At 66.1% G+C, this 26,762-nt stretch carries 26 protein-coding genes and 7 tRNA genes; 13 read left to right on the forward strand and 20 right to left on the reverse strand.

The genetic code is table 11. The features are described from left to right. Positions 1–40: 40 nt before the first annotated feature. From V3B46_RS01985 to V3B46_RS02000, 4 genes are all read right to left on the reverse strand, one after another. Entirely contained in the window at positions 41–1,474 is a 1,434-nt protein-coding gene (locus V3B46_RS01985; RefSeq protein WP_329891000.1) for a DcaP family trimeric outer membrane transporter, read from the reverse strand. 517 nt (positions 1,475–1,991) lie between these two features. Beyond that, positions 1,992–2,834, reverse strand: coding sequence for a thiol:disulfide interchange protein DsbG (dsbG, locus tag V3B46_RS01990; protein WP_329891001.1), 843 nt, complete (start codon positions 2,832–2,834; stop codon positions 1,992–1,994). Positions 2,835–2,864: 30 nt separating this feature from the next. Further along, entirely contained in the window at positions 2,865–3,668 is an 804-nt protein-coding gene (locus V3B46_RS01995) for a TlpA disulfide reductase family protein (RefSeq protein WP_032129380.1), read from the reverse strand. A gap of 80 nt (positions 3,669–3,748) precedes the next feature. Continuing rightward, on the reverse strand, positions 3,749–4,816 hold the full coding sequence (locus V3B46_RS02000) for a GlxA family transcriptional regulator (RefSeq protein WP_019336511.1): 1,068 nt from the start codon (positions 4,814–4,816) through the stop codon (positions 3,749–3,751). Between the two features lie 186 nt (positions 4,817–5,002). Here V3B46_RS02000 and V3B46_RS02005 point away from each other — a divergent pair, with 186 nt between their 5' ends. The 7 genes from V3B46_RS02005 (at position 5,003) to V3B46_RS02035 (ending at position 6,341) form a co-directional block, all read left to right on the forward strand. Next, positions 5,003–5,416 (forward strand): heavy metal-responsive transcriptional regulator, encoded by a 414-nt coding sequence (locus V3B46_RS02005; RefSeq protein WP_154352810.1) that lies wholly within the window; start codon positions 5,003–5,005, stop codon positions 5,414–5,416. 89 nt (positions 5,417–5,505) lie between these two features. Beyond that, positions 5,506–5,581, forward strand: a tRNA-Ala gene (locus V3B46_RS02010). A gap of 54 nt (positions 5,582–5,635) precedes the next feature. Then, a tRNA-Glu gene (locus V3B46_RS02015) sits at positions 5,636–5,711 on the forward strand. Positions 5,712–5,895: 184 nt separating this feature from the next. Further along, positions 5,896–5,971: transfer RNA gene (locus V3B46_RS02020), tRNA-Ala, on the forward strand. A gap of 49 nt (positions 5,972–6,020) precedes the next feature. Beyond that, positions 6,021–6,096, forward strand: a tRNA-Glu gene (locus V3B46_RS02025). A 46-nt stretch (positions 6,097–6,142) separates the two neighbouring features. After that, positions 6,143–6,218: transfer RNA gene (locus V3B46_RS02030), tRNA-Ala, on the forward strand. Between the two features lie 47 nt (positions 6,219–6,265). Then, positions 6,266–6,341 (forward strand) — tRNA-Glu (locus tag V3B46_RS02035). A gap of 101 nt (positions 6,342–6,442) precedes the next feature. On the opposite strand, the gene V3B46_RS02040 is transcribed toward V3B46_RS02035, so the two are convergent. Further along, complete coding sequence (locus V3B46_RS02040; RefSeq protein WP_154352811.1) at positions 6,443–6,859, reverse strand: GNAT family N-acetyltransferase; 417 nt, start codon at positions 6,857–6,859, stop codon at positions 6,443–6,445. Between the two features lie 77 nt (positions 6,860–6,936). On the opposite strand from V3B46_RS02040, the gene V3B46_RS02045 reads away from it, so the two are divergent. After that, complete coding sequence (locus V3B46_RS02045) at positions 6,937–7,893, forward strand: SOS response-associated peptidase family protein (RefSeq protein ID WP_329891002.1); 957 nt, start codon at positions 6,937–6,939, stop codon at positions 7,891–7,893. A gap of 45 nt (positions 7,894–7,938) precedes the next feature. Here V3B46_RS02045 and V3B46_RS02050 read toward each other — a convergent pair whose 3' ends face one another. Further along, complete coding sequence (locus V3B46_RS02050; protein WP_053443234.1) at positions 7,939–8,136, reverse strand: hypothetical protein; 198 nt, start codon at positions 8,134–8,136, stop codon at positions 7,939–7,941. 69 nt (positions 8,137–8,205) lie between these two features. Beyond that, entirely contained in the window at positions 8,206–8,586 is a 381-nt protein-coding gene (locus tag V3B46_RS02055) for a response regulator (protein ID WP_032129385.1), read from the reverse strand. 132 nt (positions 8,587–8,718) lie between these two features. On the opposite strand from V3B46_RS02055, the gene V3B46_RS02060 reads away from it, so the two are divergent. The 3 genes from V3B46_RS02060 (at position 8,719) to V3B46_RS02070 (ending at position 10,969) form a co-directional block, all read left to right on the forward strand. After that, positions 8,719–8,804 (forward strand) — tRNA-Leu (locus tag V3B46_RS02060). Between the two features lie 70 nt (positions 8,805–8,874). Then, positions 8,875–9,417: a GNAT family N-acetyltransferase gene (locus tag V3B46_RS02065; protein WP_329891003.1), complete on the forward strand. Its 543-nt coding sequence runs from the start codon at positions 8,875–8,877 to the stop codon at positions 9,415–9,417. Between the two features lie 115 nt (positions 9,418–9,532). Next, the gene (locus V3B46_RS02070) at positions 9,533–10,969 is read left to right on the forward strand and encodes a GGDEF domain-containing protein (RefSeq protein WP_329891004.1); all 1,437 of its coding nucleotides are present in this window, start codon (positions 9,533–9,535) and stop codon (positions 10,967–10,969) included. Here the strand turns inward: V3B46_RS02070 and V3B46_RS02075 are convergent. Next, on the reverse strand, positions 10,966–12,792 hold the full coding sequence (locus V3B46_RS02075) for a methyl-accepting chemotaxis protein (protein WP_329891005.1): 1,827 nt from the start codon (positions 12,790–12,792) through the stop codon (positions 10,966–10,968). The genes V3B46_RS02070 and V3B46_RS02075 overlap by 4 nt on opposite strands. Positions 12,793–13,047: 255 nt before the next feature. Further along, entirely contained in the window at positions 13,048–13,650 is a 603-nt protein-coding gene (locus V3B46_RS02080; protein WP_329891006.1) for a GNAT family N-acetyltransferase, read from the reverse strand. A gap of 95 nt (positions 13,651–13,745) precedes the next feature. Here V3B46_RS02080 and V3B46_RS02085 point away from each other — a divergent pair, with 95 nt between their 5' ends. Further along, positions 13,746–14,834 (forward strand): DUF5694 domain-containing protein, encoded by a 1,089-nt coding sequence (locus V3B46_RS02085; protein WP_049461920.1) that lies wholly within the window; start codon positions 13,746–13,748, stop codon positions 14,832–14,834. A 39-nt stretch (positions 14,835–14,873) separates the two neighbouring features. Here V3B46_RS02085 and V3B46_RS02090 read toward each other — a convergent pair whose 3' ends face one another. From V3B46_RS02090 to V3B46_RS02140, 11 genes are all read right to left on the reverse strand, one after another. Next, a complete protein-coding gene (locus V3B46_RS02090) occupies positions 14,874–15,104 on the reverse strand; it encodes a hypothetical protein (RefSeq protein WP_049400551.1) in 231 nt (76 codons plus the stop codon). Positions 15,105–15,166: 62 nt separating this feature from the next. After that, positions 15,167–17,356 carry a PAS domain S-box protein gene (locus V3B46_RS02095; RefSeq protein WP_049461919.1) on the reverse strand — a complete coding sequence of 730 codons (2,190 nt, stop codon included), beginning with the start codon at positions 17,354–17,356 and terminating at the stop codon, positions 15,167–15,169. A 207-nt stretch (positions 17,357–17,563) separates the two neighbouring features. Then, positions 17,564–19,951: a Tex family protein gene (locus V3B46_RS02100; RefSeq protein WP_329891007.1), complete on the reverse strand. Its 2,388-nt coding sequence runs from the start codon at positions 19,949–19,951 to the stop codon at positions 17,564–17,566. Positions 19,952–20,164: 213 nt separating this feature from the next. Further along, positions 20,165–20,380, reverse strand: a complete 216-nt coding sequence (locus V3B46_RS02105; RefSeq protein WP_005410085.1) for a hypothetical protein — start codon at positions 20,378–20,380, stop codon at positions 20,165–20,167. An 837-nt stretch (positions 20,381–21,217) separates the two neighbouring features. Next, positions 21,218–21,670, reverse strand: a complete 453-nt coding sequence (locus V3B46_RS02110; RefSeq protein WP_154352821.1) for a hypothetical protein — start codon at positions 21,668–21,670, stop codon at positions 21,218–21,220. Further along, entirely contained in the window at positions 21,667–21,870 is a 204-nt protein-coding gene (locus V3B46_RS02115) for a PspC domain-containing protein (protein ID WP_006374017.1), read from the reverse strand. Before V3B46_RS02115 ends, V3B46_RS02110 begins: the two co-directional genes overlap by 4 nt. Before the next feature lie 65 nt (positions 21,871–21,935). Then, entirely contained in the window at positions 21,936–22,304 is a 369-nt protein-coding gene (locus V3B46_RS02120) for a YfeK family protein (RefSeq protein ID WP_329891008.1), read from the reverse strand. A gap of 33 nt (positions 22,305–22,337) precedes the next feature. Further along, positions 22,338–22,853 carry an SMI1/KNR4 family protein gene (locus tag V3B46_RS02125; RefSeq protein WP_329891009.1) on the reverse strand — a complete coding sequence of 172 codons (516 nt, stop codon included), beginning with the start codon at positions 22,851–22,853 and terminating at the stop codon, positions 22,338–22,340. Between the two features lie 62 nt (positions 22,854–22,915). Next, positions 22,916–23,983, reverse strand: coding sequence for a class III poly(R)-hydroxyalkanoic acid synthase subunit PhaC (phaC, locus tag V3B46_RS02130; protein WP_329891010.1), 1,068 nt, complete (start codon positions 23,981–23,983; stop codon positions 22,916–22,918). Further along, on the reverse strand, positions 23,980–25,041 hold the full coding sequence (gene phaE / locus V3B46_RS02135; RefSeq protein WP_329891011.1) for a class III poly(R)-hydroxyalkanoic acid synthase subunit PhaE: 1,062 nt from the start codon (positions 25,039–25,041) through the stop codon (positions 23,980–23,982). The genes phaC and phaE overlap by 4 nt, the downstream gene beginning before the upstream one ends. Before the next feature lie 22 nt (positions 25,042–25,063). Then, the gene (locus V3B46_RS02140) at positions 25,064–25,678 is read right to left on the reverse strand and encodes a CDP-alcohol phosphatidyltransferase family protein (RefSeq protein WP_032130352.1); all 615 of its coding nucleotides are present in this window, start codon (positions 25,676–25,678) and stop codon (positions 25,064–25,066) included. A gap of 344 nt (positions 25,679–26,022) precedes the next feature. Between V3B46_RS02140 and V3B46_RS02145 the strand changes: the two genes are divergently transcribed. Next, positions 26,023–26,673 carry a class I SAM-dependent methyltransferase gene (locus V3B46_RS02145; protein ID WP_329891012.1) on the forward strand — a complete coding sequence of 217 codons (651 nt, stop codon included), beginning with the start codon at positions 26,023–26,025 and terminating at the stop codon, positions 26,671–26,673. Positions 26,674–26,762: the final 89 nt, after the last annotated feature.

Raw genomic sequence — 26,762 nt, forward strand, 5'->3', positions numbered from 1 at the left:
GGGCGTGGGGACGGTTACGCTGGCGTACGACCGCTGGCGCCTATTTGATGAAGTTGTATTGCAGACTGCCCTGCACCCGGACCGTGTCGCCGCGCGCGCCGCTCTGCTGTTCCAGGCGGCCGTACAGCAACTCCATGCCCATCGTCCACGACGGTGCCGGGCTCCAGATCAGGTTGAACACGCCGTAGCGGCTCTGACGGAATGCGTCGGCCGCCAATGCAGCATTCCGCTCCAGGGTCAGCTGGCCGAAGATCAGGTTCGAACGCCACAGCTCGGACCAGTAGTGGGTGTAGCCAACGAACCCACCGTGCAGGTCCAGCGCATCAAGGCGGCCATCGGCACCGACCACCGCGTCCAGCCCGGAGCCGGTGAGGTCGGCGGTGTAACGGCTGAGGCCGCGCCCGCCGAGGGCACCGAACAGCAGCAGGTCGCGCTCGCCTACCGATGCCGATCCGCTCAGCTGCAGGCCACCGGCCATGCGCCGGTCACGTTCATCGTCACCGTCATAGGCCAGGCTGCGTGCCACCGCGCCCAGTTGCAAGTGGCCCCAGTCGCGCTCCATGCGCGCGGTCACCGTCACATCCGGCAGCCGGTTCACGGCGGCGCGCTCATCGCTGGCGCCGGCAAGTTCGGTCTTTGGATCTTCGGCGGCGACGGTCAGGGTGTTGCCCTTGCCCATCGCAAAGCTGTGGTGGATGCCTGCCACCAGCAGGTAGCCGGCACCGCCGGGACCTGCGAAATCCAATGTATCGGGCAGGCTGTCCGGATCCATGAAGCTGGAGTAGCCATAACCGGCGTAGGTATTGCCGAGCTGGCCATAGGCGTGGCGCAGCCGGAATTCGTAGCCGTCGCTACTGCCGAAGAAGTCGTTCTCCAGATAGAAGCGCAGGTTGCCGTGCGTGGTCGGACGCCGCGCCTCGAAGCTGAAGCGGGTCTGCTTGGCGTGGATGTTGAAGTTTGAGACATCACGATGACTGCCACCCACCGGCATCGACGAAGGAATGAACTGGTCCTCATCGCCCGCTGCACGCGAATCGGCAATGGCATCGAGCTTGGCGTAACCACCAATGCGGATCACCGTATCGGTGCCGGGAATGGCGAAGAAGCCCTTCAGATCCGGGTCGGTCGGGCCGGCCGCACTGTCCGGTCGCGATGCCGCAGTGGATGGATCGGCCACAGATTCACGCTGCGGCAGCACCGGCTGTGCCACGCCCGGTACCTGGGTGGGGTGCAGCAGGTTGGCAGTGCTGGCAGGCGCGACCACGGGGGCGGGTGCCTGTGCAGTAGCAGGCGCAACGGTTGCATCGCGCTGCTCAAGGCTGTCCAGACGCTGCTGCATTCCATCCAGCGCCTGCCTCATGGCCGCAATCTCACGACGCAGCGCCTGCGCCTCCTCCTTGTCATCCACCTGTGCATACGCCGGCGTGATCGCCAGTGCTGTCACGCAGGCCAGGCTCAGTACCGCCACGCGCATTGCATCCTCCCTGTACGACCCCTGTTCGCAGCACGCAGACGGGACGCACGCATGCGCCACTCCGGCCTCGTGCTGCCGTTGCTGGAAATGCGGATACTGCGTCGACGACACCGGCCAGCCTGCGCATGGCAGGCAACAGGACGATGACACTGCCCTGCCCGCACCGATGTCGACGCCATCAAGGCCGCGCTGCCAGAGAGGTAGCGACCGCAGCGGTCTGGGTAACAAGCACGGAGTGAGAGTGTCGTGAATGGCTGTGCCAGCCGACCCTGATCAGGGCGTGGCGAACGCGGCATCCATCGCGCATTGACGCTGTATTCCATGCGTCACAGGCTAATCCGCCTGTCGTTTTTGGCCTTGATTGGAATCAAGGCGGGATGCTTGATGTCAGTCACGATTCAGACGTGACGATGAACCACTGTTGCGCGGACCCGCAACCGCAATGCCCGCCATGGAATGCGACAGGCCCGCATGCTGCCATGCGGGCCTGCGCAATGTTTCATGGGGCTGGCGCCACTCAGCGCGGGCCAAGCACCGTCTGCAGATCGGCACCCTGCGGCAGACCCGCACGACGCTGCACCTGGCCCTGTGCATCCTGGAACAGGATGCCCGGCGTGCCCTGGAAGCCCATCTCGATCATCAGCACCTGATTGGCGTCGAGCTTGCCAGCGATCTCGCGGCTGATGTTCGGCAGCGCCTTGATGCCACCGCGATCAAAATCGTGCTCGTTCTGCAGCAGCGCCGCACTCGGGTCACGCGCGGCAAGGATCGCCGCGGCCTTGGCCGGGCTGTCCTCGCGGATCACGCCGACCATGATGTGACGTAGCTGCACTTTGCCGGCATCGACCCACGGCCGTGCCGCTTCCCAGAACTTGTGGCAGTACGGGCAGTTGGCATCGCTGAAGGTGTAGACCACGCGCGGCGCATCGGCCTTGCCATCACGCACCCAGGCGCTGGCTTCCAGCTTGGTCCACATCTTGGCCGACATCGGCGAAGCCACCAGCTTCTCAACGGCCTCAGCGGCTACATCGTTGCCCTCCGCATCGAACAGGCTGCCGACCAGTACGTGCTTGCCATCAGCGGTGACATAGGCCGCTGCCGGCTGCTGGCCGCCGACCACGCCAGCAAAGCCCCGCAGGCCACCGGGGGCATCGAATTCTGCGACGACCTCGAAACCATGCTTCTCGATGCCCTTCAGCACCACAGGGCGATCGCCCTTGTTGGCCGTGGCTGTGGCGCTCGCTGCCGGTGCCGAGGCGGTCTTGCCGGGTGGCGTCTGTGCCTGGCTGCAGGCGGCCAATGCCAGCAGGACCGGCAGCAACAGCACCGCAGGGGCAGTGCGCAGGGAAGTCGACAACATGGGAACTCCGTAGTGAGATGCCCGCGCAGGCTACCGCAGCCGGCGCAGTTTGTGTTCAAGACCGGCTGCCGTCAGTTCGCCGAGGTGCAGTTCACGCAGGCGCCCTTCGGCGTCGAAGAACAGGGTCGAGGGATAGGCCTGCACGCCCAGCACCGTGGATGCCGCTGCGTCATCATCGAGCAATACGTTGTGCAGCAGGAGGCGTTCGCGCGCAACGAAACCCTGGACCTCCTCAAGGGTCTCACCCTGGTTGAGGAACACGAACTGCACGTCCGCATGCGCCTGCTGCGCCGCAGCCAGGACCGGCATCTCGCGCCGGCAGGGCCCGCACCAGGTCGCCCAGAGATTCAGCACCAGCGGTTTTCCCCGGAACTGCTGCAGATCAACCCTGCCCCCCTGCAGATCAGCAACCTGCAATACCGGCAAGGGCATCTGCCGCTCCTGCCATGCGGACAGCAGCTGACTGCCGCCCGCCCATAGCAGCACACCCGCCAACGCCGCGCCCAGCACGGGGGCGCGCAACGCCCGCCATGGGCGCACCCGCCACAGCCCCCATGCCGATCCCGCAACCAGTACAACCACCAGGTGGTAGCCACCGTCGGCAATCTGCAGAATGCTCCACGGCGCCTCGCGATACAGCGCGAAGTTCAAGGCCACGAAGCTGATGCGACCACACAGCAGGCCCACCAGCAGCATGTCCAGAACCATGCTGGGTGCAGAAGGGAGCGGCATGCCGTCCTTCCTGCGTGGCCATAGACGCGCCACGGCCATGGCAATCACTACGCACACGAGAATCAACACTACCGGCATCGGCACCGGCCCAACGCTCGACATCAGACCACCTTTTCACTCGTCCGCTGACCGCATGGTCGAGGTGTCGCGCTCCGGTTGCAAGCGCGACGATGCCGTCGACATCAGGCCGCGCTGCGCCCCAATTGCATCACCGACGGCGATTGCAGCCCGCGCAGGCTGCCTGCCACCGACGGCATCAAGGGCCGCTCGCGACGCTTGCTGCTGACGTGACGCCGATAGTTGGCCGGCGTCATGCCAACGATGCGAAGGAACAACCGGCGGAAAGCACTCTGATCAGCGTAGCCGACACCCCACGCCACCTCATCGATACCCGCCCCCTGCTGCAGCAGGGTCTGCGCCTTGGCGATGCGCAGCCGTTGGCAGTATTCGATCGGCCGCAGGCCGGTGGCCTTGAGGAACCGCCGCTGCAGTGTGCGCGGCTCCAACCCGGAGACCTCGCAGATCGCGGCAAGGGTGGCGCCGCGTGCCGCCGTGGTGTGCAGCCAGCGCTGTGCCTTCAGCACATCACGATCGCCATGTGCGAAGTTGGCGCTGAAGCGCTCCAGGTCCTGCTGGATCGTGGCGGGCACGGTGATGCCCAGTTGCTGCGCGACCGCACTGGCCACGCCCTGCCCGTGCAGCCGGTACAACAATCGCAGGCCAAGGAAGCGCCAGGCCTGGCCCCCGCCGACGGTCAGCAGGTCACCGTCATCCACCAGCGCCCGCTCGCTCGGCACCCAGCTCGCAGCTTGCGCCTGCAGGCCTGGATGGCGCCCGAGATCAGGGCCACTGACCGTACGCCCGGCCAGCAACCCGGCGCGTGCCAGCACGCTGACGCCATCACTGGCGGCGGCCAGCAGACTGCCGCCGTCATAGTGCGCGCGCAGCCAGTCCAGCAGGACCTCGTCCGCGCGCAGGCACGCGCCGGCACTGATCTGGCCGGGAACCGCGATCACAGCCGGGATGGCCGCATCGAGCATTTCCGCACCCGCAATACGATGCACCCCGGTCTGGCTGGCCGGCACGATCCAGCGGGTGACCAGCACCCGCTTGAACGGCCGACGCTGCTGCTGGGCAAGGCGATTGGCAACGTGCGCCATTTCGGCCAGTACGGAGGCGGCAGACGGATCACCTCCCGGGTATTCAACCACCGCGATCTCGACGAATCCTTCGTTCCTGAATCCTTCCACAGACCACCTCCTCGGTTCGTTGCAGGCCATCGAACGGCCGGTTCAGGCGAAGCGTAGGAACTGGCCCATCGGCGGGGCTATGAAGAAAGTTGCAAAGTGCGCTGAATGCGCGCACCCGGGCCAAGCGTTGACTCTCGACCAGACTCCAGGCTTCACAATGGTCGGCAGCCCCTGCAGGAATCCGCCATGAACATTGGACAACTGGCCCGCCAGGCGGGCGTGCCGATCGATACGGTGCGCTACTACGAACGACAGCAACTGCTGCCGACCGCGGCCCGCTCGGCGGGTGGATACCGCATCTTCGGCGAGCAGGACCTGCGCCGGCTGCGATTCATCCGCCGCGCCAAGGCGCTGGGCTTCAGCCTGGAAGAGATCGGCGAGCTGCTCGCATTGAGCGATCGCCATTCGCAGGACATGGGCAGCGTGCGCGACACCGCGCAGGCGCGCCTGCAGGACATCGCACAGCGGATGGAGGAGCTGCAACGCATGCACACTGCACTTTCGCTGCTGGTCGACGCCTGCCCAGGCCACGGCGCGCTGGACCAGTGCCCGATCCTGGCGGCACTGACCGACGACGCTGCACAGGCGAAAGGCGACTGACATCGGCTTCGCAACGCACGTGAAGAAAAGTGCAACAAATGCTTGCCAACCCCCTGGGGCAAGGCTATTATTTCGCTCCTCAGCGACGTGGGGCCATAGCTCAGCTGGGAGAGCGCCTGCATGGCATGCAGGAGGTCAGCGGTTCGATCCCGCTTGGCTCCACCAATCTTTCGGCATTAGGCCGTCGAAAGGTCGCTAAAGAACATTGATGAGAATTGCGTCCCCATCGTCTAGAGGCCTAGGACATCACCCTTTCACGGTGGCGACCGGGGTTCGAATCCCCGTGGGGACGCCACTCATCACGAACAACGAGGACCCGGCCGATAACCGGGTCTTTTTTGTTCACCGCCTACCGGCATTCAGGTTGTGGCGTTACGGTTCCCCTGCCCTCGTGGTCGCGGTTGAACCGGAACGAAAAAAGCTCAAAAAAAGCTTCCACAAACGTGAACACGCAGGTATGATAGGCGGCTCGGTAACACGGGGCCATAGCTCAGCTGGGAGAGCGCCTGCATGGCATGCAGGAGGTCAGCGGTTCGATCCCGCTTGGCTCCACCACTTTCGACATTAGGCCGTCGAAAGTTCTACAACTTGAAGTTTTTCGTGCGTCCCCATCGTCTAGAGGCCTAGGACATCACCCTTTCACGGTGGCGACCGGGGTTCGAATCCCCGTGGGGACGCCAGTTTCAAAACGGACTCTGCTCCCGGCGGATCATCCGGAGTTTCATTGGGGCCATAGCTCAGCTGGGAGAGCGCCTGCATGGCATGCAGGAGGTCAGCGGTTCGATCCCGCTTGGCTCCACCACTTCGACATTAGGCCGTCGAAGGATCTACAATTTGAAGTTTTCGTGCGTCCCCATCGTCTAGAGGCCTAGGACATCACCCTTTCACGGTGGCGACCGGGGTTCGAATCCCCGTGGGGACGCCAATTCTTTAAAACCCCGGCTTCGGCCGGGGTTTTTCTTTGCCTGTGATTCCTGGGAAGGCCCTATCCACGCATGGCGTGGATGGCTTCAACTCGGCCACACCTCAGAACCGGCGATACATCCCGATCGATGCAGGTGCGGTGGGTGCGAAACCAAACTGCGCGTACAACCGGTGTGCTTCACCGTCTGCCAGAAGGCTGACGTATGCCGACGGCGGCAGGTTCGCCTGCATCCAAACATCCAGGCGACGCATCACTTCCTTGCCCAGGCCCTGCCCCTGCAGCCGCGGCAACACGGCGATATCGCAGACCTGCAGGTGGCAGCCCCCATCGCCGACGATTCGCCCCATCGCCACCAGCTCGTTGCCCTGGTAGGCACACACGCCATACAGGGTATTGGGCAGCGCGCGTGCCGCCGCCTCCTTGCTCTTGGCACTGAGGCCCGCCAGCACACGCAGCTGGCAATAGTCTTCGACCGTGGGCACGGCGTCGCGGAACTGGCAGGCGACGGAATCATTCATGCGCTATCTCCCTGTAGGTCGGGCTATCCTGCCTCATCCATGTCGCAGCTGCTGCGACCCACGCCCGCAGAGTTCCCATGTGCTATTCCGCCCTCATCCGCGCCGACTACGCCAAGCTGGTGCGCGAGTTCGGCGCCATCCTGTCGCTGGAAGAATTCGCGGAGCTGTACGCGCACGATCCTGGCAAGAAGCGCCCCAGAACTCCCAAGGCGATGGATGACGGCTTCGCCGGCGCGCGCACCGAGCAGGGCCGCGACATCGTCGCGAAAATCCAGCAGTGGCATGCGCAGGAACGCCAGGATCTGGAAGCGGAGCTGGCCCGCCAGCGCGAACGACGCGATATTGCCAATGCCACGCTGGCGACCCGCCCCACCCAGAGGGCACGCAACGACCTGCGCGTGGCCAGCAACCGCATCGATCGTGCGCAGGCTCGGCTGGAAGACCTGCACCGGGTACAGTTGCTGCCGCGTGACAATCGTATTTTCCCCGGCACGTACGCACCGGTGATGGTCAGCGAGGGCGGCAAACGCGTGATCAAGCCGATGCGCTACCAGTGCCGGCTGCCGGACAAGCCTGCGCGCAACGACGTGCTATATCCGGGCACCTACAACGCGCGGCGCGACAGCCTGGAAGGCTATTGGCGCGGTGCGTTCGGGCTGCGCCACGGCGTGGTGGTGGTGCAGGCGTTCTATGAGCACGTGCCACGCCATGCCATCGCCGGCCGTACGCTGAGTGCCGATGAGAAGGATCAGGACGTGGTGCTGGAGTTCCGGCCCGATCCCCCGCGCGACCTGTTGCTGGCCTGCCTGTGGGCGGAATGGGAAGGACCGGAAGGTCGCCTCCTGTCATTTGCCACGATCACCGACACGCCTCCGCACGACGTCGCCGCTGCGGGCCATGACCGCGGCGTCGTTCCCATCCGCAAGGAACACCTCGATGCCTGGCTCAATCCCGATCCGGATGACCTGGCGCGGCAGTACCGCATCCTCGACGACTGCGAGGAGATCCACTACGTATACGAAGAAGCGGGCTGAACACCGCGCACAGATGAAAAACCCCGCCTGGGCGGGGTTCATGGATCAGGGATTGCCGCCACACATCGCCTCTTCGCAGAAGGCCTGTTCCTGCAGGCACTGTTCAACCCCTCCACCCCGCGCGATGCAGCTCTTGTAGAGCTGGAAACAGGGCTGGCCACACCACGCGGCAGAGGCCGTACCACCGAAGACCGCCATCGAAAGGACACCCGCAGCAACCATGCGCTTGATCCACTTTTTCATGCCACTCTCCTTGCAGGCCTGAGCATTCAGGCCGGGGCAGGATACGCCCACCGCTTCAGCACGCGCCAATCAGGCGCTGGCGCTGGCGCGGCCCACTGCGCGTACCAGCGCCTGGCTCAGATCTGCGGAGAGATAGGGCTTGACCAGCAGCACGCCGGCCAGCATCGGCTCGGGCAGCTGCTCGGCCTGCATCCCGGTGGCCAGCACGAACGGCACCCCGCGCGCCGACAGTGCCGCAGCCACCGGCTCGCTGGTCTCATTGCGGGCCAGGCGGTAATCGAGCAGGGCCACGTCCGGGGTCGACGCCTGCAGCAGGCGCAGCGCTTCAGCCACGCTCGCGGCCAGCCCCACCACCGTCGCACCGGCATGCACCAGCTGCATCTGCAGCAGTGCGGCACTCATCTCGTCGTTCTCGACCACCAGCACCCTCAGGTCCTGCAACACTGTCATCAGCTACCGCTCCTGGAGGCATTCAAGCCGCCGCAGTATAGCCATGACAGGGCCGAAGCCGACAGGACGCGCCCCGATCGGCCTCCCCACTATGAAAGCCGTGCCGACCTCGGTTACACTCGCACGCTGCCTGCCGGTGTGGCGGAATGGTATACGCAGCTGACTCAAAATCAGCCGGGGGTGACCCCATGAAGGTTCGAGTCCTTTCACCGGCACCACTGCATCAAAGGCCAGGTCCCCGACCTGGCCTTTTGCATTTTCAGGGCCCGGGCGCCGACACTGGCGACGATGCCAACGCCCGCTCTGCCAACGCTTCCTGCCACCCTGCCCGCACGGCTGCGTCCACTGCACGTGGATGATGCTGCCGCCTGGGCCCGCTATCTCTCGCTGCCGGGCGTGACCGAGCACACCAGTTGGGGCGACGTCTCCGAAATGGCACTGCGCTGCCAGATCGCCGGTTACCTGCCCACGGCAACGGACCAGCGCTGGGCGCTGGTGGGCGCCGACAGCCAGCTGATCGGCACCGTTGGCCTGAACGGAATCGACCTGTCGCATGGCCGCGGCGAGCTCGCCTATGATCTCGATCCGCGCTGGCAGGGTCAGGGACTGGCCACGCACGCAGCACGCGCGGTGCTCGAATGGGGCCATGCCGCACTCGCTCTGGTCCGAATCCAGGCGACTGTCCTGGACAGCAACGCCCGTTCGATCGTCGTGCTGGAACGCCTCGGCATGCAGCGCGAAGGCCTGCTGCGCGCTTACCGGCGGGTTCGAGGGCGGCCCCGTGACTTCTGGATGTACGCCCACGTCGAAGGCTCCGCGTCACCATGCTGAAACACAACTGCGACTTCCGGCAAGCTTTGAAATAGACGCAGCGCACACTTTTCTTGCAAGCCACACGTGCTTTTGCCTATCGTGATCCCAGCCGGAGCTGGGGGCGGGGGAATGCATGACGTTGCGTGCGGCACTGTTTTTTCTGGTCACGCACGCGCTCGTCATTGCCTTTGTTGGCCCGCAGGACCCGGTCGGCTCCTACCTGATGCTGATCACCGCCCCGTTGCTGGCTGCACTGGCCTGCGTGCGGCGTGCACGTGACAGCCGCCTGGCGGCCTGCAAATGGCGGACGCTGGGCGCTGCCATGGGCCTGTTCTCGCTGGCCCTGCTCGCCCTGCTGTACCGCAATGTGGCCGGCCTCGATCCTGCGCAGATGACCGTGTCTTCGCTGATCCTGTACGTGTTCTACCGCATCCCCCTGACCTACGTGGCCGCCAGCCCGGGCGGCGGCAACCGCTGCATCCGCGCGGTGGACCTGCTGATCATCGCGCTGCTGTGGCTGTTGTACTTCGGGCACACGCGGGCGATGGCGCATTTCAACGCCGCGTTGTGGACGCAGTGCCTGAACGCCATGAGCAACCTACAGAACAGCCTGGTGTTCTGCTTCGCGCTGATCCGCTTCCTGGCCGAGGACAATCCCGACCGCCGCGACTTCTTCCGGACACTTGCGATCTACGCGCTGGGCTACTTCCTGCTGGCGTTCTACATCAACACCTGCCAACCGCAGCTGCCTGACGGCAACTGGGGGGACCTGCTGATCAGCGGACTGTTCGTGGTGCTGGCCGTCATGGCCGCCAGCAAGCGCCGCTATCCGGCGGTGGAGGTATCGCGCAGCCTGCGCCGCATCGTCGACGCCGGCGTGCCGTTGATGCTGCCCTTGCTGCTGATGATGGTGGCGCTGCTGGTCGCGCGCCTGCAGCCCACCCTGGCCACGGTGGGCTTCATTGGTGCCATGCTCGGTTATGCCCTGCGCAGCGTGCTGAGCCAGGTGGAGATCCAGCGCCAGCGCGATGAGCTGGAAACGCTGGCGCAGCGCGATCCGCTGACTGGGCTGGGCAACCGCCGCAGTTTCGACGAATCTCTTGGCAATGCCCGTGGCCGCGCACGCCGCCAGGGACTCGGGCTGGCGGTACTGATGATCGACATCGACCACTTCAAACGGCTCAATGACACCTATGGCCATCCGGAGGGCGATCGTCGCCTGCAGTCGGTCGCCGCCATTCTTGATGGCTGCCTGCAACGAGGTGACGATCTGCTGGCGCGCTATGGCGGCGAAGAGTTCATCGCCGCCCTGCCCTCGCCCGATGCCGCCCACGCCCTGGGCCTGGGCGAACGGCTGCGCGCTTCGGTCGAAGCCGCAGCCCTGCCCGCCCCCGAGGCCACCGTCACCATCAGCATCGGCGTGGCCTGGCAGGCACCCGGCGAAGACCGCGATCCGCGCGACCTGGTCGAACGCGCCGACCAGGCCCTGTATCGTGCCAAGCATGCCGGTCGCAACTGCGTACGCGGCGACACCTATAGCAATGAAGACCAGTCCGGTCGCCGCGCCTAGACCGCGTGCAGCCCCGCTGTTCCGTGCCGGTGCCCGGCCCCGCCCTGCACGCGGAAACTGGCCACGGTCTGCAGCAGCTGCGCCGACTGTTCTTCCATGCTGCGCGCCGCCGCCGACGCCTCCTCGACCAGGGCCGCATTCTGCTGGGTGCCCTGATCGATCAGGTCGACCGCATGATTCATCTGCTGGATATCGTCGCTCTGCTGCTGCGAGGCCGTGCTGACTTCAGTCATCAGGTCACTGACCCGGCGCACGTTGGTCACGATTTCATCCATGGTACGGCCCGCGCTCTCAACCTGCGCCGTGCCGGCGCCCACATTGGCAACCGACTCATCGATCAGGTGCTTGATCTCCTTGGCTGCGCTGGCCGAACGCTGCGACAGCTCGCGGATCTCGGTGGCAACCACCGCAAAGCCACGGCCATGTTCACCGGCACGCGCAGCCTCCACCGCTGCGTTCAGCGCGAGAATGTTGGTCTGGAAGGCGATGCCGTCGATCACTCCGATGATGTCGACGATGCGCCGCGACGAGGCATTGATCACCGCCATCGTCTCGACCACTTCATGCACCACAGTGCCGCCTCGCGCGGCGACGTCGGCCGCTCCACCGGCCAGCTGGCTGGCCTGGCGCGCGTTGGTGGCCGTGCGCTGCACGGTCTCGGCCAGGCCCTTCATCGACACGGCGGTTTCCTCCAGCGAGGCCGCCTGCTGCTCGGTACGCTGCGAGAGGTCGCTGTTGCCCTGTGCGATTTCGGTCGCGCCGACTGCGATGGTGTCCGCGGCGAACTTGATCTGGCCGATGATTGCGGCCATCGCCTCGACCAACGAATTCACGCCTTCGCACAGTTCGGCGATCGACCCGTTCTTGTCGGCGGTGGCCACGCGCTGGGTCAGATCGCCCTGCTTGGCGGCAGCCACCACCTCGCGGGTCTGCGCCACGGCGCGCTGCATGGCCTGGTTCTCGTGCACCTGCGCGGTGATGTCGGTGGCGTACTTGACGACCTTGAACGGCTTGCCATTGAGGTCCAGGATCGGGTTGTAGGATGCCTGGATCCAGACCTCGCGCCCGCCCTTGCCCAGGCGCCGATACTGGCCGGCGTCATATTCGCCTCGCCCGAGCTTCTCCCAGAATTGGCGATACTCGACGCTGCTGCGATGCTCAGGCTCGACAAACAACGAATGGTGCTGCCCGCGCACTTCGTCCAGGCTGTAGCCGGTAGCGTCCAGGAAATTGTCATTGGCTGACAGGATGCGGCCATCCATGCTGAACTCGATCACCGCCTGCGATTTGGCGATCGCGGCCAGTTGCCCCGCCGAGTCGGCCGCCTGCAGCTTCTGCGCGGTGATGTCGGTCGCGAACTTGACCACCTTGTATGGGCGCCCCTGGCGGTCCAGCACCGGGTTGTACGAAGCCTGGATCCAGATCTCGCGCTGATCTTTGCCGAAGCGGCGGTACTGTCCGGCGTCATATTCGCCACGCCCCAGGCGCGCCCAGAAGTCGCGGTATTCCGCGCTGCGCGCCTGCTCGGGGTCGACGAACAGGGAGTGATGCTTGCCTTGGATCTCCTCCAGCCGGTAACCCATCGCCTGCAGGAAATTGTCATTGGCCCGCAGGATGGTGCCGTCGAGCGCGAACTCGATGACGGCCTGCACGCGATGCAGCGCGGCCACCTGCGCTTCCAGCTCGGTGCGGTCGGTCATCGCCGCCTCTGTGCTGGTGCGTTGCTGCGGCGCCAGCACGCCAAGCAGCGCACGCCACGGCGACCAACGGGTATGCAGCTCGGCTGGCGCCTGCACGCCTGCCGTGAAGCCTGGAATGAGCATTGTCTGATCCTCGGTGTCCGGTAAGCGGTTGTGACCCGACGGGCGGGATGCCCGGCGGCAACATCAGTTGCCAGGGACTACAGGTGCCAACGGGCACCTCTCGAGCGACTGCCAAGAACGTCTGCTGCGGGTGCGATCGGCATCTGGAAGCGGCGGAACACACTGCGCGGACCGCCCGTCGGGGGCAGCCCGGGGTCCTGCCGCGGGTGTCTGGAGCGGGATCCAGAGGGAGTATCGGCGACGCCGTCGGCTGCTTTAGCGGGATTCCGCGACGTCCGTCGCAACTCCGTGCATTGCAGCCGGAATGCGGTAGACGATTGCCGTGTACTTCACGCCTTGCTCACGTGCCACAGCCTGCCCACCAAGGGACTCAGCCAGTGCACGGCTGGACCGGTTCCGTTCCGCCACCGGGTAGCGGAACGCAGCACAGCGCAGGCGCCCGGAGGCCGCCGACCACACCGCCGCCACTGCCTCGCGGCCATAGCCGTGCCCATGCATCACTTCTGCGATCCAGATGCCCAGTTCGGGTTCTGCTTCACGGGCTCGATGCAGGCCTGCCAGGCCAAGGAATACCCCATCCCCGCGCCTGCGGATCACCAACGTGATGTCGGTCCCGTCGGCGATGGTAAGCAGCCACGCCCGCCAGACGCCAGCAAACGCCTCCTTCGAGGGTGGCGGCTCGAACGCCATATAGCGGGTCAGCCCGGGTGTGATTGCCACAAATGCCTCGTCGGCATCACCGGGCGTGAAAGGCCGGAGGTGCAGCCGCGGACTGTCGATGGTCCAGTCGTCCAATGTCATCTTCTGCATCGCCTGGGCATTGCGTACAGCATCGCCCAGCAGAAGGATGCAGCTCAAGGCAGAAAGGTTTACATGACCAATGCGGGATTCCCCAGCAGGAGAAAATGACCAGCATGAAGGTCCCGCAGGACGCTTATCGACATGGAGATCGCATGTTCCCTCGCTTTGCCAGCCTTCTCTTCCTGGCCCTGTGCAGCAGCAGCGCGCTGGCCAACGACGCCGCCTATCGACCCGCCTTCCACCCCGACCAGCTGAAGGGACCACCCGCAGGACGCCCGAACGAAGTGCTGGTGCTGGGCAGCCCGCACCTGTCCAGCCTGCCGGAGACCTTCACGCCGGCGATGCTGGAACCTCTGCTGCAGCGCCTGGAAGCCTGGCGGCCCACCGCGATCGCGGTGGAGAACCTGTCCGGCCTGCAGTGTGACTTCATGCGCCGCAATCCGGCCCGATACGCGGAGAGCGTAGCGGACTACTGCGTCGATCCGGCACCGGCGCAGGCCGCCACCGGCCTGGACGTGCCCAGCGCCAACGTGGAGATGGAACGCCTGCTTGCGGATTGGCCGAAGGCGCCGACCGCTGCCCAGCGGCGCCGATTGGCCGCCGTCTTCCTGGCCGCGGGCGAAAGCAGCTCGGCAGTCGTCCAATGGCTGCGGCTGTCCAGGGAAGAGCGACGTGCTTCGGACAGCCTGACACCGGAGCTGGTGCAGTTCCTCGACACGCGCATGGCCCGCCGCAACGAGGCCGGACTGGTGGCCGGCGTACTTGCGGCACGCCTGGGGCTGGAGCGCCTGTGGTCGGTCGACGACCACACTGCAGATTCGCCAACACCGGAATCGCAGCAGAAGGCCTACGCTGCCGCCATACGCGGTGCCTGGGACAATTCCTTCGTCAAAGCGCGCAGGGCGGCCGATGAACGACTGGAAGCCAATCTTGCTCAGCCGGATGGATTGCTCGCAATGTATCGCGCCTACAACACACCCGAGGCTGCGATGGTGGCCTTCAACAGCGATTTCGGCGCGACCCTCGTCGAGCCCTCGCCGGAAGGCTTCGGCCGCAACTACGTGGGCTACTGGGAAACCCGCAACCTGCGCATGGTCGCCAACATGCGCGACATACTGGGCCAGCATCCAGGCACCCGCATGCTGACCATCGTCGGTGCCTCGCACAAGGGCTACTACGAGGCTTACCTCAACCTGATGCACGACGTGCAGCTGGTCAGTTCGGATGAAGTACTGCGTTGACGCAACATGACGTGGAGCATGCGGTGACCATCCACCGCATCACTCCACCGCGTTCCTGCCCGTCCGCCACAGCACGATGCTGGCGGCACCGATACAGGACAGCGTGAACACCAGCAGGGCGACCGCGCCGCCCTGCAGTACCGGCAGCAGGGCCTGCGCGTGAAGGTCGCCGCGCAGCTGTTCCGCACGCAGGCAGGCGGCCAGCGCGAGGCACCAGCCAACCATCGCCGGGGCGTAGGCCCGCATCGCAACCGGGTTCCAGACCTTCATGGGATCACCTGCATGAGTGGATGTGCGCGCAGTATTCGCGCACGCCCTCTCACAGGCTGAGATCAGCCCTCGGCGGCTTCGGAATCATCGCCGGGCAGCTCACTGGCCTCGCCCTGCACCTGTACGTTGTTGCGACCCATTGCCTTGGCCCGGTAGCACTGGGCATCAGCCGCCGCCACGGCCTGGTCCACGCTCATCCCACCCGCCAATGGCGCGATACCGATGCTGGCACCCACATGCAGGCGGTCCCGGTCCCACGGAATCGACAGCGATGCCAGGGTGTGCAGCAGTTCACCGCCGATGCGCGCGGCACGACGCGGCGTGCAGCCGGACAGGATCACTGCGAATTCGTCGCCGCCCAGACGCGCCACTACGTCCGAATCGCGCACACCGTGGCGCAGCACGCTGGCCACCGCCCACAGCACGGCATCGCCGGCCAGATGGCCCCAGGTGTCGTTGACCGGCTTGAAGCGGTCCAGGTCGATGTACATCAACGACGCGGCCTGGCCAGTTCGCTCGACGCGGGTGATCGCCTGCTGCAGATGCACCTCGAAACCGCGACGGTTGCTCAGCTCGGTGAGCGGATCGATCTCGGCCAGATGGCGCGCTTCGCGCTGGCGCGCGCGCTGCTGGGTGTCATCACGCAGTACCCACACTGCACCGCGTACATGACCTTCATCATCGCGCAGCCAGGCACGGGTCAGGTCGACCGGGATCGTGGCCGTGCCCAGGCGCAGCAGAAGATCGGCGTGCAGGTCCACCGCATTGCTTTCCGGGTCCAGCAGGACCGACACATCCAGTACCGAGCCGGGCGCATATTCGGTGGTCAGTGCCAGCACGTCCTGCACCTTGTGCCCGGCCAGCGACAGCGCGCCATCACCCGCCAGGGTGCGTACTGCGGCGGCATTGGCGTAGTCGATACGGCCATCCAGGCTGACACTGAGCACCAGGTCGGCAACCGCATCAAGCGTGATACGGCTGCGCTGCTCGCTCTCGAACAGGCGCTGCTCGCTGCTGCGCTGGGCGCTGATGTCCTGGATCTGCGACACGAAATGCAGCGGTTCACCGTGCTCGGTGCGCACCAGCGACACCGACAGCCGCGCCCAGATCACCTTGCCGTCGCGATCGAGATAGCGCTTTTCCAGGTGGTAGTGGCTGCGCCGCCCGGCCAGCAGATCCTGCACCAGGGCCAGGTCGGTCTGCAGGTCATCGGGGTGGGTCAGGCGCTGAAAATCAACCTGCAGCAGTTCTTCGCGGGGGTAGCCCAGGATTCGGCACAGTGCGTCATTGACGTCCAGCCAGCGTCCTTCCAGCGACACCAGCGCCATGCCCAGCGCTGCCGACGTGAACGCACCGGCGAATTTCTCTGCCGACAGGCGTGCTTCGGCGCGCGCCTGCAGGATCTCGGTGATGTCGATGGACATGCCGACATAGCCGATCCGCGCGCCGCCAGCACCATCCATGCGGCTGATCGACAAGCGCACCTGGCGTGGCTGGCCATCCTTGCGCCGCAGTGTCCACTGCCGTGAATAGGTCTGCTCATCGGCGCGGGCGCTGAGTGCTTCAAACGCGCCCGGCAGGCTTCCGTCCGCAGCCGCCAGCGGACGCAGCCAGGCCGCCAGCTCGTCCGGATCGTGGAAATCACCCAGTCGCCGCTGGCCGACTACTTCTTCCGCGCTGTAACCCAGCAGGCGTTCCGCGCCGGTATTGAACAGGGTGATGGTGCCTTCGGTATCGGTCGCGATCACCGCCACCTCATCGGACGCGTCGACCACGGCCTGCAATCGCTGCCGGCTCTCGGCCGCATCCTGCCGCGCCTGCTGCAGCTCGGTCACGTCGGCGTGCGCACCGGCCATCCACAGCGGTCGTCCCTGCCCGTCCCATTCGAACACGCGGCCACGGTCGTGGATCCATATCCACTGGCCATTCTTGTGGCGCATGCGCAGCAGGCAGACATAGTTGTCGCTGCGGCCTTCGAAGTGATCCTCGAGTGCCGCGTCGGACAGGACGATGTCGTCGGGGTGGACCAGCTTCAGGAACGTCTTCTGGCACACCGGCTCCAGCTCTTCCAGGCGATAGCCGACGATCTCCGCCCAGCGCGCATTGACCCGCATTTCGCCGGTCTGCACGTTCCATTCCCAGGTACCGGCAGCGGTGCCGTCGATGATCATGGCCAAGCGCCGGCGCTCCTCTGCCAGCTCCTGCAGGCGCCGCTCGAGCAGCCCGTTGCCGTTGTTTCCCTGGCCCGCCATCACTCCGGTCCCCGGCCCGCACAGGCGGGCAGCAGCCGCAGCACAACGCTGCAGCCCTCAACGAAGACAACGGGTCCTGCTGGCGTCATGGCCCTCCCCAGCGACAGCGGGGAGGCCAAACGCCCCCCTCAGGCGCAAGTGTGCGCAATCACGGGGAAAATCGACAAGTCCCCCGCCACGAATCAAGCGTGACGGGGGACACGGTCCTCAACTGCGCTTGGCGCGGGCGAAGGCCTCGGCCAGGGCGTTGTTGGCCGGGGGCGCGGACTGAGCGGGACGGCCGCCATTGCCCTGGCCCCGGTTTTGCCCGCGGTTCTGGCCGCCTGCGTCGCGGCGCGGCCCCTGCCCCTGGCCGCGGTCATCACGCTGGCCGGGGCGACTGGTGGCCTGCCCGGGGGTGTCGTCCAGGCGCCGGGTCAGCGCGATGCGCTTGCGCGCCACGTCCACCTCCAGCACCTTGACCTTGACGATATCGCCAGCCTTGACCACGTCGCGTGGGTCCTTCACGAAGGTGTCGGAGAGCGCCGAGATGTGGATCAGGCCATCCTGGTGCACGCCGATATCGACAAAGGCGCCAAAGGCCGCCACGTTGCTGACCACGCCCTCCAGCACCATGCCCTCGCGCAGGTCCTTGATGTCCTCGACGCCCTCGGCGAAGCGCGCGGCCTTGAACTCCGGACGCGGATCGCGGCCCGGCTTCTCCAGTTCCTTCAGGATGTCGCGCACGGTCGGCACGCCGAAGGTGTCGTCGGTGAACTGTTCTGCCTTCAGGCCACGCAGGAAGCTGCCATCGCCGATCAGCGCCTTGATCGGGCGCGCGGTGCTGGCCACGATGCGCTCGACCACCGGGTAGGCTTCGGGGTGCACCGCCGAGGCGTCCAGCGGCTGGTCACCATCGGCGATACGCAGGAAGCCGGCGCACTGCTCGAAGGTCTTCTCGCCCAGGCGCGCGACCTTGAGCAGGTCCTTGCGGCGCTTGAACGGGCCATTGTCGTCACGATGGCGCACGATGTTCTCGGCCACCGTGGACGACAGCCCGGACACGCGCGACAGCAGCGCGGCCGAGGCAGTGTTCACGTACACGCCCACGGCATTCACGCAGTCCTCGACCCGCGCGTCCAGCGCCCGGGCCAGGCGGTACTGGTCCACGTCGTGCTGGTACTGGCCGACACCGATGGCCTTGGGTTCGATCTTCACCAGTTCGGCCAGCGGATCCTGCAGGCGGCGCGCGATCGACACCGCGCCACGCAGCGACACGTCCAGCCCCGGGAATTCCTTGGCCGCGAACTCGGACGCCGAGTACACCGACGCACCCGCCTCGCTGACCACTACCTTCTGCAGCTTCGGGTTGGCGGCAGCCTTGATCGCTTCGCCGGCCAGCTTGTCGGTTTCGCGGCTGGCGGTGCCGTTGCCGATCGCGATCAGTTCCACGTTGTGCTTGGCGCACAGCTGCTTGATCGTCTGCAGCGACTGCTCCCACTGGCGGCGCGGCTCGTGCGGATAGATGGTGTCGGTGGCGACCAGCTTGCCGGTGGCATCGACCACCGCGATCTTGCAGCCGGTGCGGATGCCCGGGTCCAGCCCGAGCACCGTCTTCGGGCCCGCCGGCGCGGCCAGCAGCAGGTCCTTCAGGTTGTCACCGAACACCGCAATGGCTTCGGCCTCGGCCTTTTCGCGGGCCTGGTTGAACAGGTCCAGCAGCAGATGGGTGTGCAGCTTGGCGCGCCAGGTCAGGCGACAGGCATCCAGCAGCCAGCGGTCGGCGGCACGGCCCTGGTCGGCGATGCCGGCCTTGCGCGCCACGCGTCCTTCGGCGTACTGGTGGCCGGCCTCGGCCTCGCTGCCCGGGTCCAGCTCCAGGAACAGGATCTCCTCGCGGCGCGCGCGGAACAGTGCCAGCAACCGGTGCGAGGGAATCTTCGCCAGCGACTCGGCGTGCTCGAAATAGTCGCGGTACTTGGCGCCCTCGGCTTCCTTGCCCTCGGCCACGCGCGCGCGGATCACACCGGTGTCGCTCAGCCAGGTGCGCAGTTCGCCGACCAGCGCGGCATCTTCGCCCCAGCGCTCCATCAGGATCGCGCGCGCGCCTTCCAGCGCGGCCTTGGTGTCGGCCACTCCCTTGTCGGCATCGACGAAGGTGGCGGCGAAGACCTGCGGATCCTGCGTCGGGTCGGCCAGCAGGCCATCGGCCAGCGGCTCCAGCCCCGCCTCCCGGGCGATCTGCGCGCGGGTGCGGCGCTTGGGCTTGTACGGCAGGTACAGGTCTTCCAGCCGGCTCTTGGTGTCGGCGGCGAGGATGTCGTTGCGCAGTTCGTCGCTGAGCTTGCCCTGCTCACCGATGCTGGCCAGCACCGCCGCGCGGCGGTCTTCCAGCTCGCGCAGGTAGGTCAGGCGCACTTCCAGGCTGCGCAGCTGGGTGTCGTCCAGGCCCCCGGTCACTTCCTTGCGGTAGCGCGCGATGAACGGAACGCTGGCGCCCTCGTCGAGCAGGCCGACGGCGGCACGTACCTGGGCGGACTGGGCACCGATCTCGTCGGCGATGGTCTGGGCGATCTGCTGGGCGAGCGCGCTCTGGGCGTTCTTGGCGTCGTGCATTGCTTCAGGTCTGTGCCGCGTTACGGGAAGACCCCATTCTGGCAACCCACGGCGGAGCCGGACAAGGCATTGACAGAGCGCGGGGTTCAGCGGCGCAACCGGTGGGGACGCCGGCATCCTGGCAAAGATGGGGGCTCAAACTGGCCCCGGGCTGGCTGGGATGCCGGCGCGGGCGCGCGATGGTGGGGCGCGCCCTGCCGCGTACTGCGAAGGTCAGCGGTAGTGGCGGGCGGCGCGCTGCATGACGATCTCGTCACGCATGCCTTCCAGGGCCATCAGGCGGACCTTGCCGACACCCTGCAGTTCCATGAACCGCTCCGTGTAGAACTCCGGCCCCAGCGCGGTGTCGGCGCGGGATTTGCTGAAGCCGTAGGGCACCACGCCCTTCTCGCCATCCTTGCTACCACCGACATAAAGAACGATTGCCATGTGATGTCTTCCTCCAAATTGCTACTGCGTACTGCACTCGATGAGCGATGCTGCGAGCTCATCGAGGGAGAGCTTACCGCGTCGAACCTGACTGGAACGTCACGAAGGCTAATGACGATCGGTTGCATGCAGATGACTGCGGGATCGCAGCAGAATGCTTACGGATCTTTAACTTCCGGCTAACGAATCGCAGGGATTCCAGCCAACGGCGCAGCCCCTCGTGGGTGGTTTGGGATGATCGCGGAAGGCCGGTTTCCTGTGGGCTGGCCGGGCGGGTGGGGCTGGCGGGGACGCCGTGAACCCGTCCCTGGGGGCTTAGCCGCGGCATCCATGCCGCGGATACCCCGCCAGCCCCACCCACCCGGCCGCTGACAGATTTCTGCTGCGTCTACCACCCACGGAGAAGAGAAAAAAGATCAAAAGCAAAAGCAGCCTGGCTGGCCGCTTTTTGTAGAGCCGAGCCCACGCTCGGCTGCTTTCAAGCCAGTCCGCGAAGCCGACCGCAGGCTCGGCTCTATACGAGCAAGCGCAGCGCGCGACCCGCTTCTGCTGTTCTTTTTCTTCTCCGTGGCTGGACGCGCACGGAAACTGTCAGGGGCCGGGCGGGGTGGGTTCGCGGGACCGTTGGCGCCATGGGCCCGAGGCATGCCTCGGGCGGGTTGGGCAGGACGCCCAACCCCGGTCTTGCCGTGTGCGCAGGACAGCGCACACGAGCAAGGCGCCATCGAGCCCCCAGGGACGGGTTTACGGGGTGTCCCGCGACCCCACCCCGCCCGGCCCAATCGCATGAAACGCATTCCGCGACCACCCACGAGGGGCTGCGCCGTTGGCTGGAAACTACGGCCACCAGCCACGCCCGAACCGGGCGAAATGATCGGCCGCGCGCTCGAATGGATTGCGCGCACTCACCCCGCCGCACAGCAGGTACACCGGCAGGTACAGCGGCCCCAGCACCATGTATTGGTACACGTGCGCGCGTTCGTGGTCATCCAGCCGGATCAGCGGCTCCACGCCCCACCCCGCCTGATGCGCATAGGTGCGGCAGGAAATGCCCAGGTCATGGCCGGTGTGCAGAATCACATTGCCCAGCGTGATCGCCCCGCCCGGTCCCCAGGGCCAGCGGTCGAACACCAACGCGCTGTCACGGCCGCTCCAGCGCAGCGTCGCGCCGCCGAGCATGCCGGCCAGTCCACCGATCAGGCCGAGCAGTGAATTGGGGGACGTCCACACCGCGCCCAGCACCTGCAGCGCGCGCAGCCAGATCGGCCAGGGCGTCACGGGAGTCTTCAATCGGCCTCGTTGGGAATCAGCAGCCACAGGATCAGGTAGACCAGGATGCCAGGGAAGGCCGCCGAGCCGATCGAGACCAGCACGAACACGATCCGCACCAGCGTGGGGTTCCAGCCGAAGCGGTGGGCGATGCCGCCCATCACGCCGGCAATCATGCGGTCGTTCAATGAACGCGACAGCGTGCGCGGCGTGGTGTTCATGGCGGTTCTCCTGGGCTACGGGAAAAGGCAGTCGAGCATCGCTCGACTCTACACCGCCCCCATGTCTACGGCGTGCGGTGACGCAGTGCCTGCAGGCGGGCACCGAACCAGGCCGCTGCGGTCTGTTCAGGCTGCCCCGGGCACTGGATGCGGTAAGGCTTGCCGCTCATGCTGCTCTGGCTGGCGGCGCGCTCGATGAACTGCTCGGCGCTGTCCACCATGTCCTTCTTCAGCAGGTAGTCGTACTTGCGCTGCAGATGCGCGCGCGCATCGCCGCCTTCATACCAGCTGCCATTGCGCTGGAACCGGCACTGGGAGCCGTCCAGGCTGGCGATCAGCTGGGCGATCTCCCGCCGTGCATCCGCACTGGGTGCGGCGTGGGCCAGGGGTGCCGCCAGCAATGCGGCAAGGATCAGAGGAGTTCGTCGGGACATCAGGGGTCTCTGGGCAGTTGAGCAAGCTCGAATCTACCGCTGCATGACTTGAATATTCTCGCAGAACGAGAGGAAGTCCGGGGCGACTGGAATCGCGTCGTCCGCACGGATATGCTCCCCCGCAATTGTGAATTTCACACTACCTGTTCGCATATCAAGCCAATAGTCGTTGTCGCCGCAGTCACATCCAAAGGGGATGTGACGTTCAAAAAACGCTAGAGCGTCGGGATGGCGGTCTGCCCTCCATTCCATCACATCAACGATTGACACAAGCCGAGGATTGGGTGGCATACCCGGTACCTCGATGCAATGGAATGCCTCCAGCTCAAGCCGATTTCGATCTTCTGCGGAGACTTCGTAGAACGTGTCCCGATAGAACACTGCGCCGCCATCGAAGTAGCCACCATTGTGCTTCGAATAGAATTCGATGAAGTCATCTCTGCCGGGGAATCTGCCCTGCACCAACGCCGCAATCAGATCGACCGGCACCGATGGCGACGAATCGTTGAACGCGACGTTGTTCCGGGCGAAAACTGCTGGCTGGGCCATGTGCCTATCCATCAAACGGGTGCTTGAGCTTACCCACCTTCCGCAGTCGAGCAAGCTCGTCTCTACGCGTCGCGCGCCTTCAGCCAGCCATCGATCGTCGCCGGCACTTCGCGCTGCGCGCGACCAGACACGTAGATACCGATATGGCCACCACGGAAACTGGACTCGGTGTAGTCGTCCGTGCCCAAGCGCCCGCGCATCGCGCGCGAGGCATCCGGCGGCACCAGATGGTCCTGCTCGGCGTAGATGTTCAGCACCGGCAAGGTCACCTTCGACAGATCCACCCCCTCTTCTCCGATCCGCACCGTGCCGTTCACCAGCCCGTTGCCCTGGTAGAACTGCTTGATGAAGTCGCGGAACGCCTCGCCCGCCAGGTCCGGCGAATCGAAGATCCACTTCTCCATCCGCAGGAAATCCTCCAGCGCCGCCTTGTCATCGAGGATGTCGAGCAGGCCCACGTACTTCTGCACGTTCAGGCGGAATGGCTTGAGCATCAGGTAACTGGCATTCATCAGATCAGCCGGGATGTTGCCCAGCGTATCCACCAGCAGGTCTACATCCACCTGCTGCGCCCAATGCGAAAGCATGTTGTCGGTGGTGTGGAAATCGACCGGGGTGACCATGGTGATCAGCTTGCCCAGCTTCTGCCGGCGCAGCGCGGCGTAGCAGAGTGCAAACACGCCGCCCTGGCAGATGCCCAGCATGTCCGCCGGACCACCGCTGCGCGCGCGCAGCGCATCCACCGCGCCATCGATGTAGCGCAGCAGGTAGTCCTCCAGGGTCTGGAAGCGTTCGGAGCGGTCCGGGTAGCCCCAGTCCAGCACGTAGACATCCTGGCCCAGTGCCAGCAGCTTCTGCACCAGCGAACGGTCGGCCTGCAGGTCGACCATGTACGGCCGGTTGACCAGCGCGTAGACGATCAGCAGCGGCGTGCGCCGGGTCGGTGCCTGCTCGCCGACGAAGCGGTACAACACCACCTTGCCGTCGCGCCAGACTTCCTCGCGGGCGGTGACGCCATAGTCCACGTCTTCCACCTGCGGCAGCAGCTTCAGCCCTTCCATCAGCTTGCGCTGCATGGCCAGGGTTTCCTGCATCAGGTCATCGGCGTTGAAGCCCAGCGGTCCTTTCATCGGTTACGCGTCCGCGTGGAAGTACGGGGCGCTGCCTTTGGTGCAGCCTTTTTCGCAGCCGCCTTCCTTGCCGGCGCGGCCTTCTTCGCGGCCTTGCGCGCGACCGGCTTCACCTTCGCCGGCGCCGGCTGTGCCACCGGATCGACCTCGCCCGTACCGGCCATGGCCGCCACCTGTGCCTGCAGGCGGCGCAGGCTGCGCTCCAGCTCGGCGATGCGGCGGTGCGCGGCGTCCATCTCGCTGCGGGTCGGCAGGCCGATGCGTTCACTCATCTGTTCCACCTCGCGCTGCAGGCCGGCGCGCAGGCGCATCTGAGCGTTGCCCAGCGCGGCATATATCTGCTGGAACGGCTCGGACATGGCGACCTTGGCGTAGGCCTCCTCGGCCACTTCGATCCACAAGTCGAACATTGCGCGGGCGCTGGTCAGCTGGCTGCCCGGCTGTTCGTGCTCGGCCAGACGCTGCTCGAACAGCGCGAAGGCCTCATCCAGCGCCTGCTTGATCTGATCGACATAGGCGCGCGAATGCTGCTGGTATTCCTCCTGCGCCCGCAGCAGCGCTTGCCAGCGCGCCTGGTGCTCACGACCAGGCCCGAACGCCGGGCTCTGCAGCCACGGACCGGCCTGCAGCTGGAACTGCTGCAGCCAGGCGGCAAACTCCGGTACAGCGGCGCCAGCGTGGGTGCTGCCACGGGCCCCCTGCAGCATCCACTGCAGCATACCGTCGCCCTGCCCCTGCACCGCCTCGCGCCAAGCCTGGGCCACCTCGGCACTGCTGGCGTCGCGGCCGGCGAAACGCGCGGCCACTTGCTGCATGGTGCCGTACCAGCTGCCGGCCTGTTCGCGGAACCGGCGCACGGCATCTTCCGGCGCGCCCTGCCCCTGCTCGGGCAACAGCTGGCCCCACCAGTCGAACAGCCGTTGCCAGCTGCCGGGGTCGTCACCGGCCGGCGCACCGGGCGTGCTGGCGTGGCGCAGGGCATCGCCCCAGGCGCCGAAGTATTGCCGGGCCAGGGTCTCGAAATCGCTGCTGCCGGCGTCGTGGGCCGAGCTGGTCATCGCAGGCCTCCGCAGGGCTGGCTCATGGCTTGGGAATGCGCAGGGTCTTGCTGATCATCAGCGACCCGGACAAGGCGAACAACAACACCATCGGGTGCAGCTGCCACGGGCCGATCTGCCACTGGCCGAACCAGATGTTCTGGCCGATGGCATCGGTACCGGCGGCGATCGCCAGCACGATCACCAGCACCAGGCTGGTCGGGATCGGGGTACCCTCGAAATACGCGACCTTGCCCTCGTCACCGGCCAGCGCCTCGGCGGTGACGTTGTAGCGCGCCAGGCGGCTGACGCCGCAGCAGACGAAATAGCTCAGCACCAGCCAGTCCCAGCCGCCCTGCATGCCGCAGGCGTAGGCCAGCGCCGCCGGGGCCACACCGAAGGAGATCACGTCGGACAGCGAGTCCAACTCGCGGCCCAGGGTGGAGCTGGACTTGCGCCAGCGCGCGATGCGCCCATCGAGGGCGTCGAAAATGAAAGCCAGCGGGATCAACGCCATGCCGAACAGCAGGTAGCCGCGCTCGCCGTCCTGCAGGAAGCGCATTGCGGCAAAGACCGCACCGGTGCCGCAGAAAGCATTGGCCAGGGTGAACCAGTCGGCCAGCTGGAATTCGCGCAGCATCGAGAAGTGACGTTTCATGGGGTCTCACGGAGCATCAAGGCCCACAGGTTACCGCGAGCGCCGCTGCTGGCGACAGCACTGGCAGGCCCCAGCCTTCACCGCTCCCTCACCTGCCCTCACCGGCGGTGAATTTTTCGCCACCCATCTTGACAGCCTAGGGGGGTGGCGCCTGTCGCGGCTTATCCACAAAGTTGCCCACGCGTAATCCACACCCCCTGTGGACAACCAGATCTCACCGACTGCGACGCTGGACATTTCCTCATCACCCCGAAGCGGGGTTTCCCTACTTCCCAAGCCACAAGGTCGGCGCTATGGTCACCGGCGGACCCGCCGCCGCCACGTCCGAAACTCTGTAATGGACGATGATGATGCTGGATGCTCCCACCCTGGCCGCACAACTGCGGCAGCCCCATGGCGAGGCCGCGTTGGCGGTCGCCGACTCGATGAACCGCAGCAACGGCGCACTCAACCTGGCCGCGATCGGGCTGCTGGCCGTCGGCGCCGGTGAACAGGTCTTGGAGGTCGGCCCGGGCAATGCGGCCTTCGCGCCACTGATGCTGCAGGCCACCGGCAGCCACTATCTGGGCATCGAGCTGTCCACCGCCATGGTCGAGGCCGGCAACCAGCGGCTGGCCAGCGCCGGGTTGGCCGAGCGTGCGGCGATGCGGCACGGCGACGCCCATGCGCTGCCGGTCGCCGATGCCGCGATGGATGCCGCGCTGGCGGTCAACACCCTGTACTTCTGGCCGAACCTGGCCCCGGTGCTGGATGAGCTGGCGCGGGTACTGCACCGGGGCGGCCGCCTGTGCCTGGCCTTTGGCGATGCTGCCTTCATGCGCAGCCTTCCGTTCGCTGCCGACTTCCAGCTGCATGAGCTGGACGCGGTGGAGCTGGCCCTGCGGGTATCCGGCTTCCGCGTCTCGGCTTGGCGCAGCCACCGCGAAACCGCGAGCGGCAATGACGGCCAGACCCGCGAAAAACACTTCCACCTGCTGCTGGCACAGCGGCGCTGAAGTGGTAGAGCCGGGGGGGGGGCGGGGGGGCCCCCCCCACCCGCGGGGGCGGCCGCGCGCCGCCCAGCCCCCCCCGGGCCCCGCCCCCC

The sequence above is a fragment of the Stenotrophomonas sp. SMYL11 genome (genome assembly GCF_036320005.1).
Lineage (GTDB): Bacteria > Pseudomonadota > Gammaproteobacteria > Xanthomonadales > Xanthomonadaceae > Stenotrophomonas > Stenotrophomonas maltophilia_A.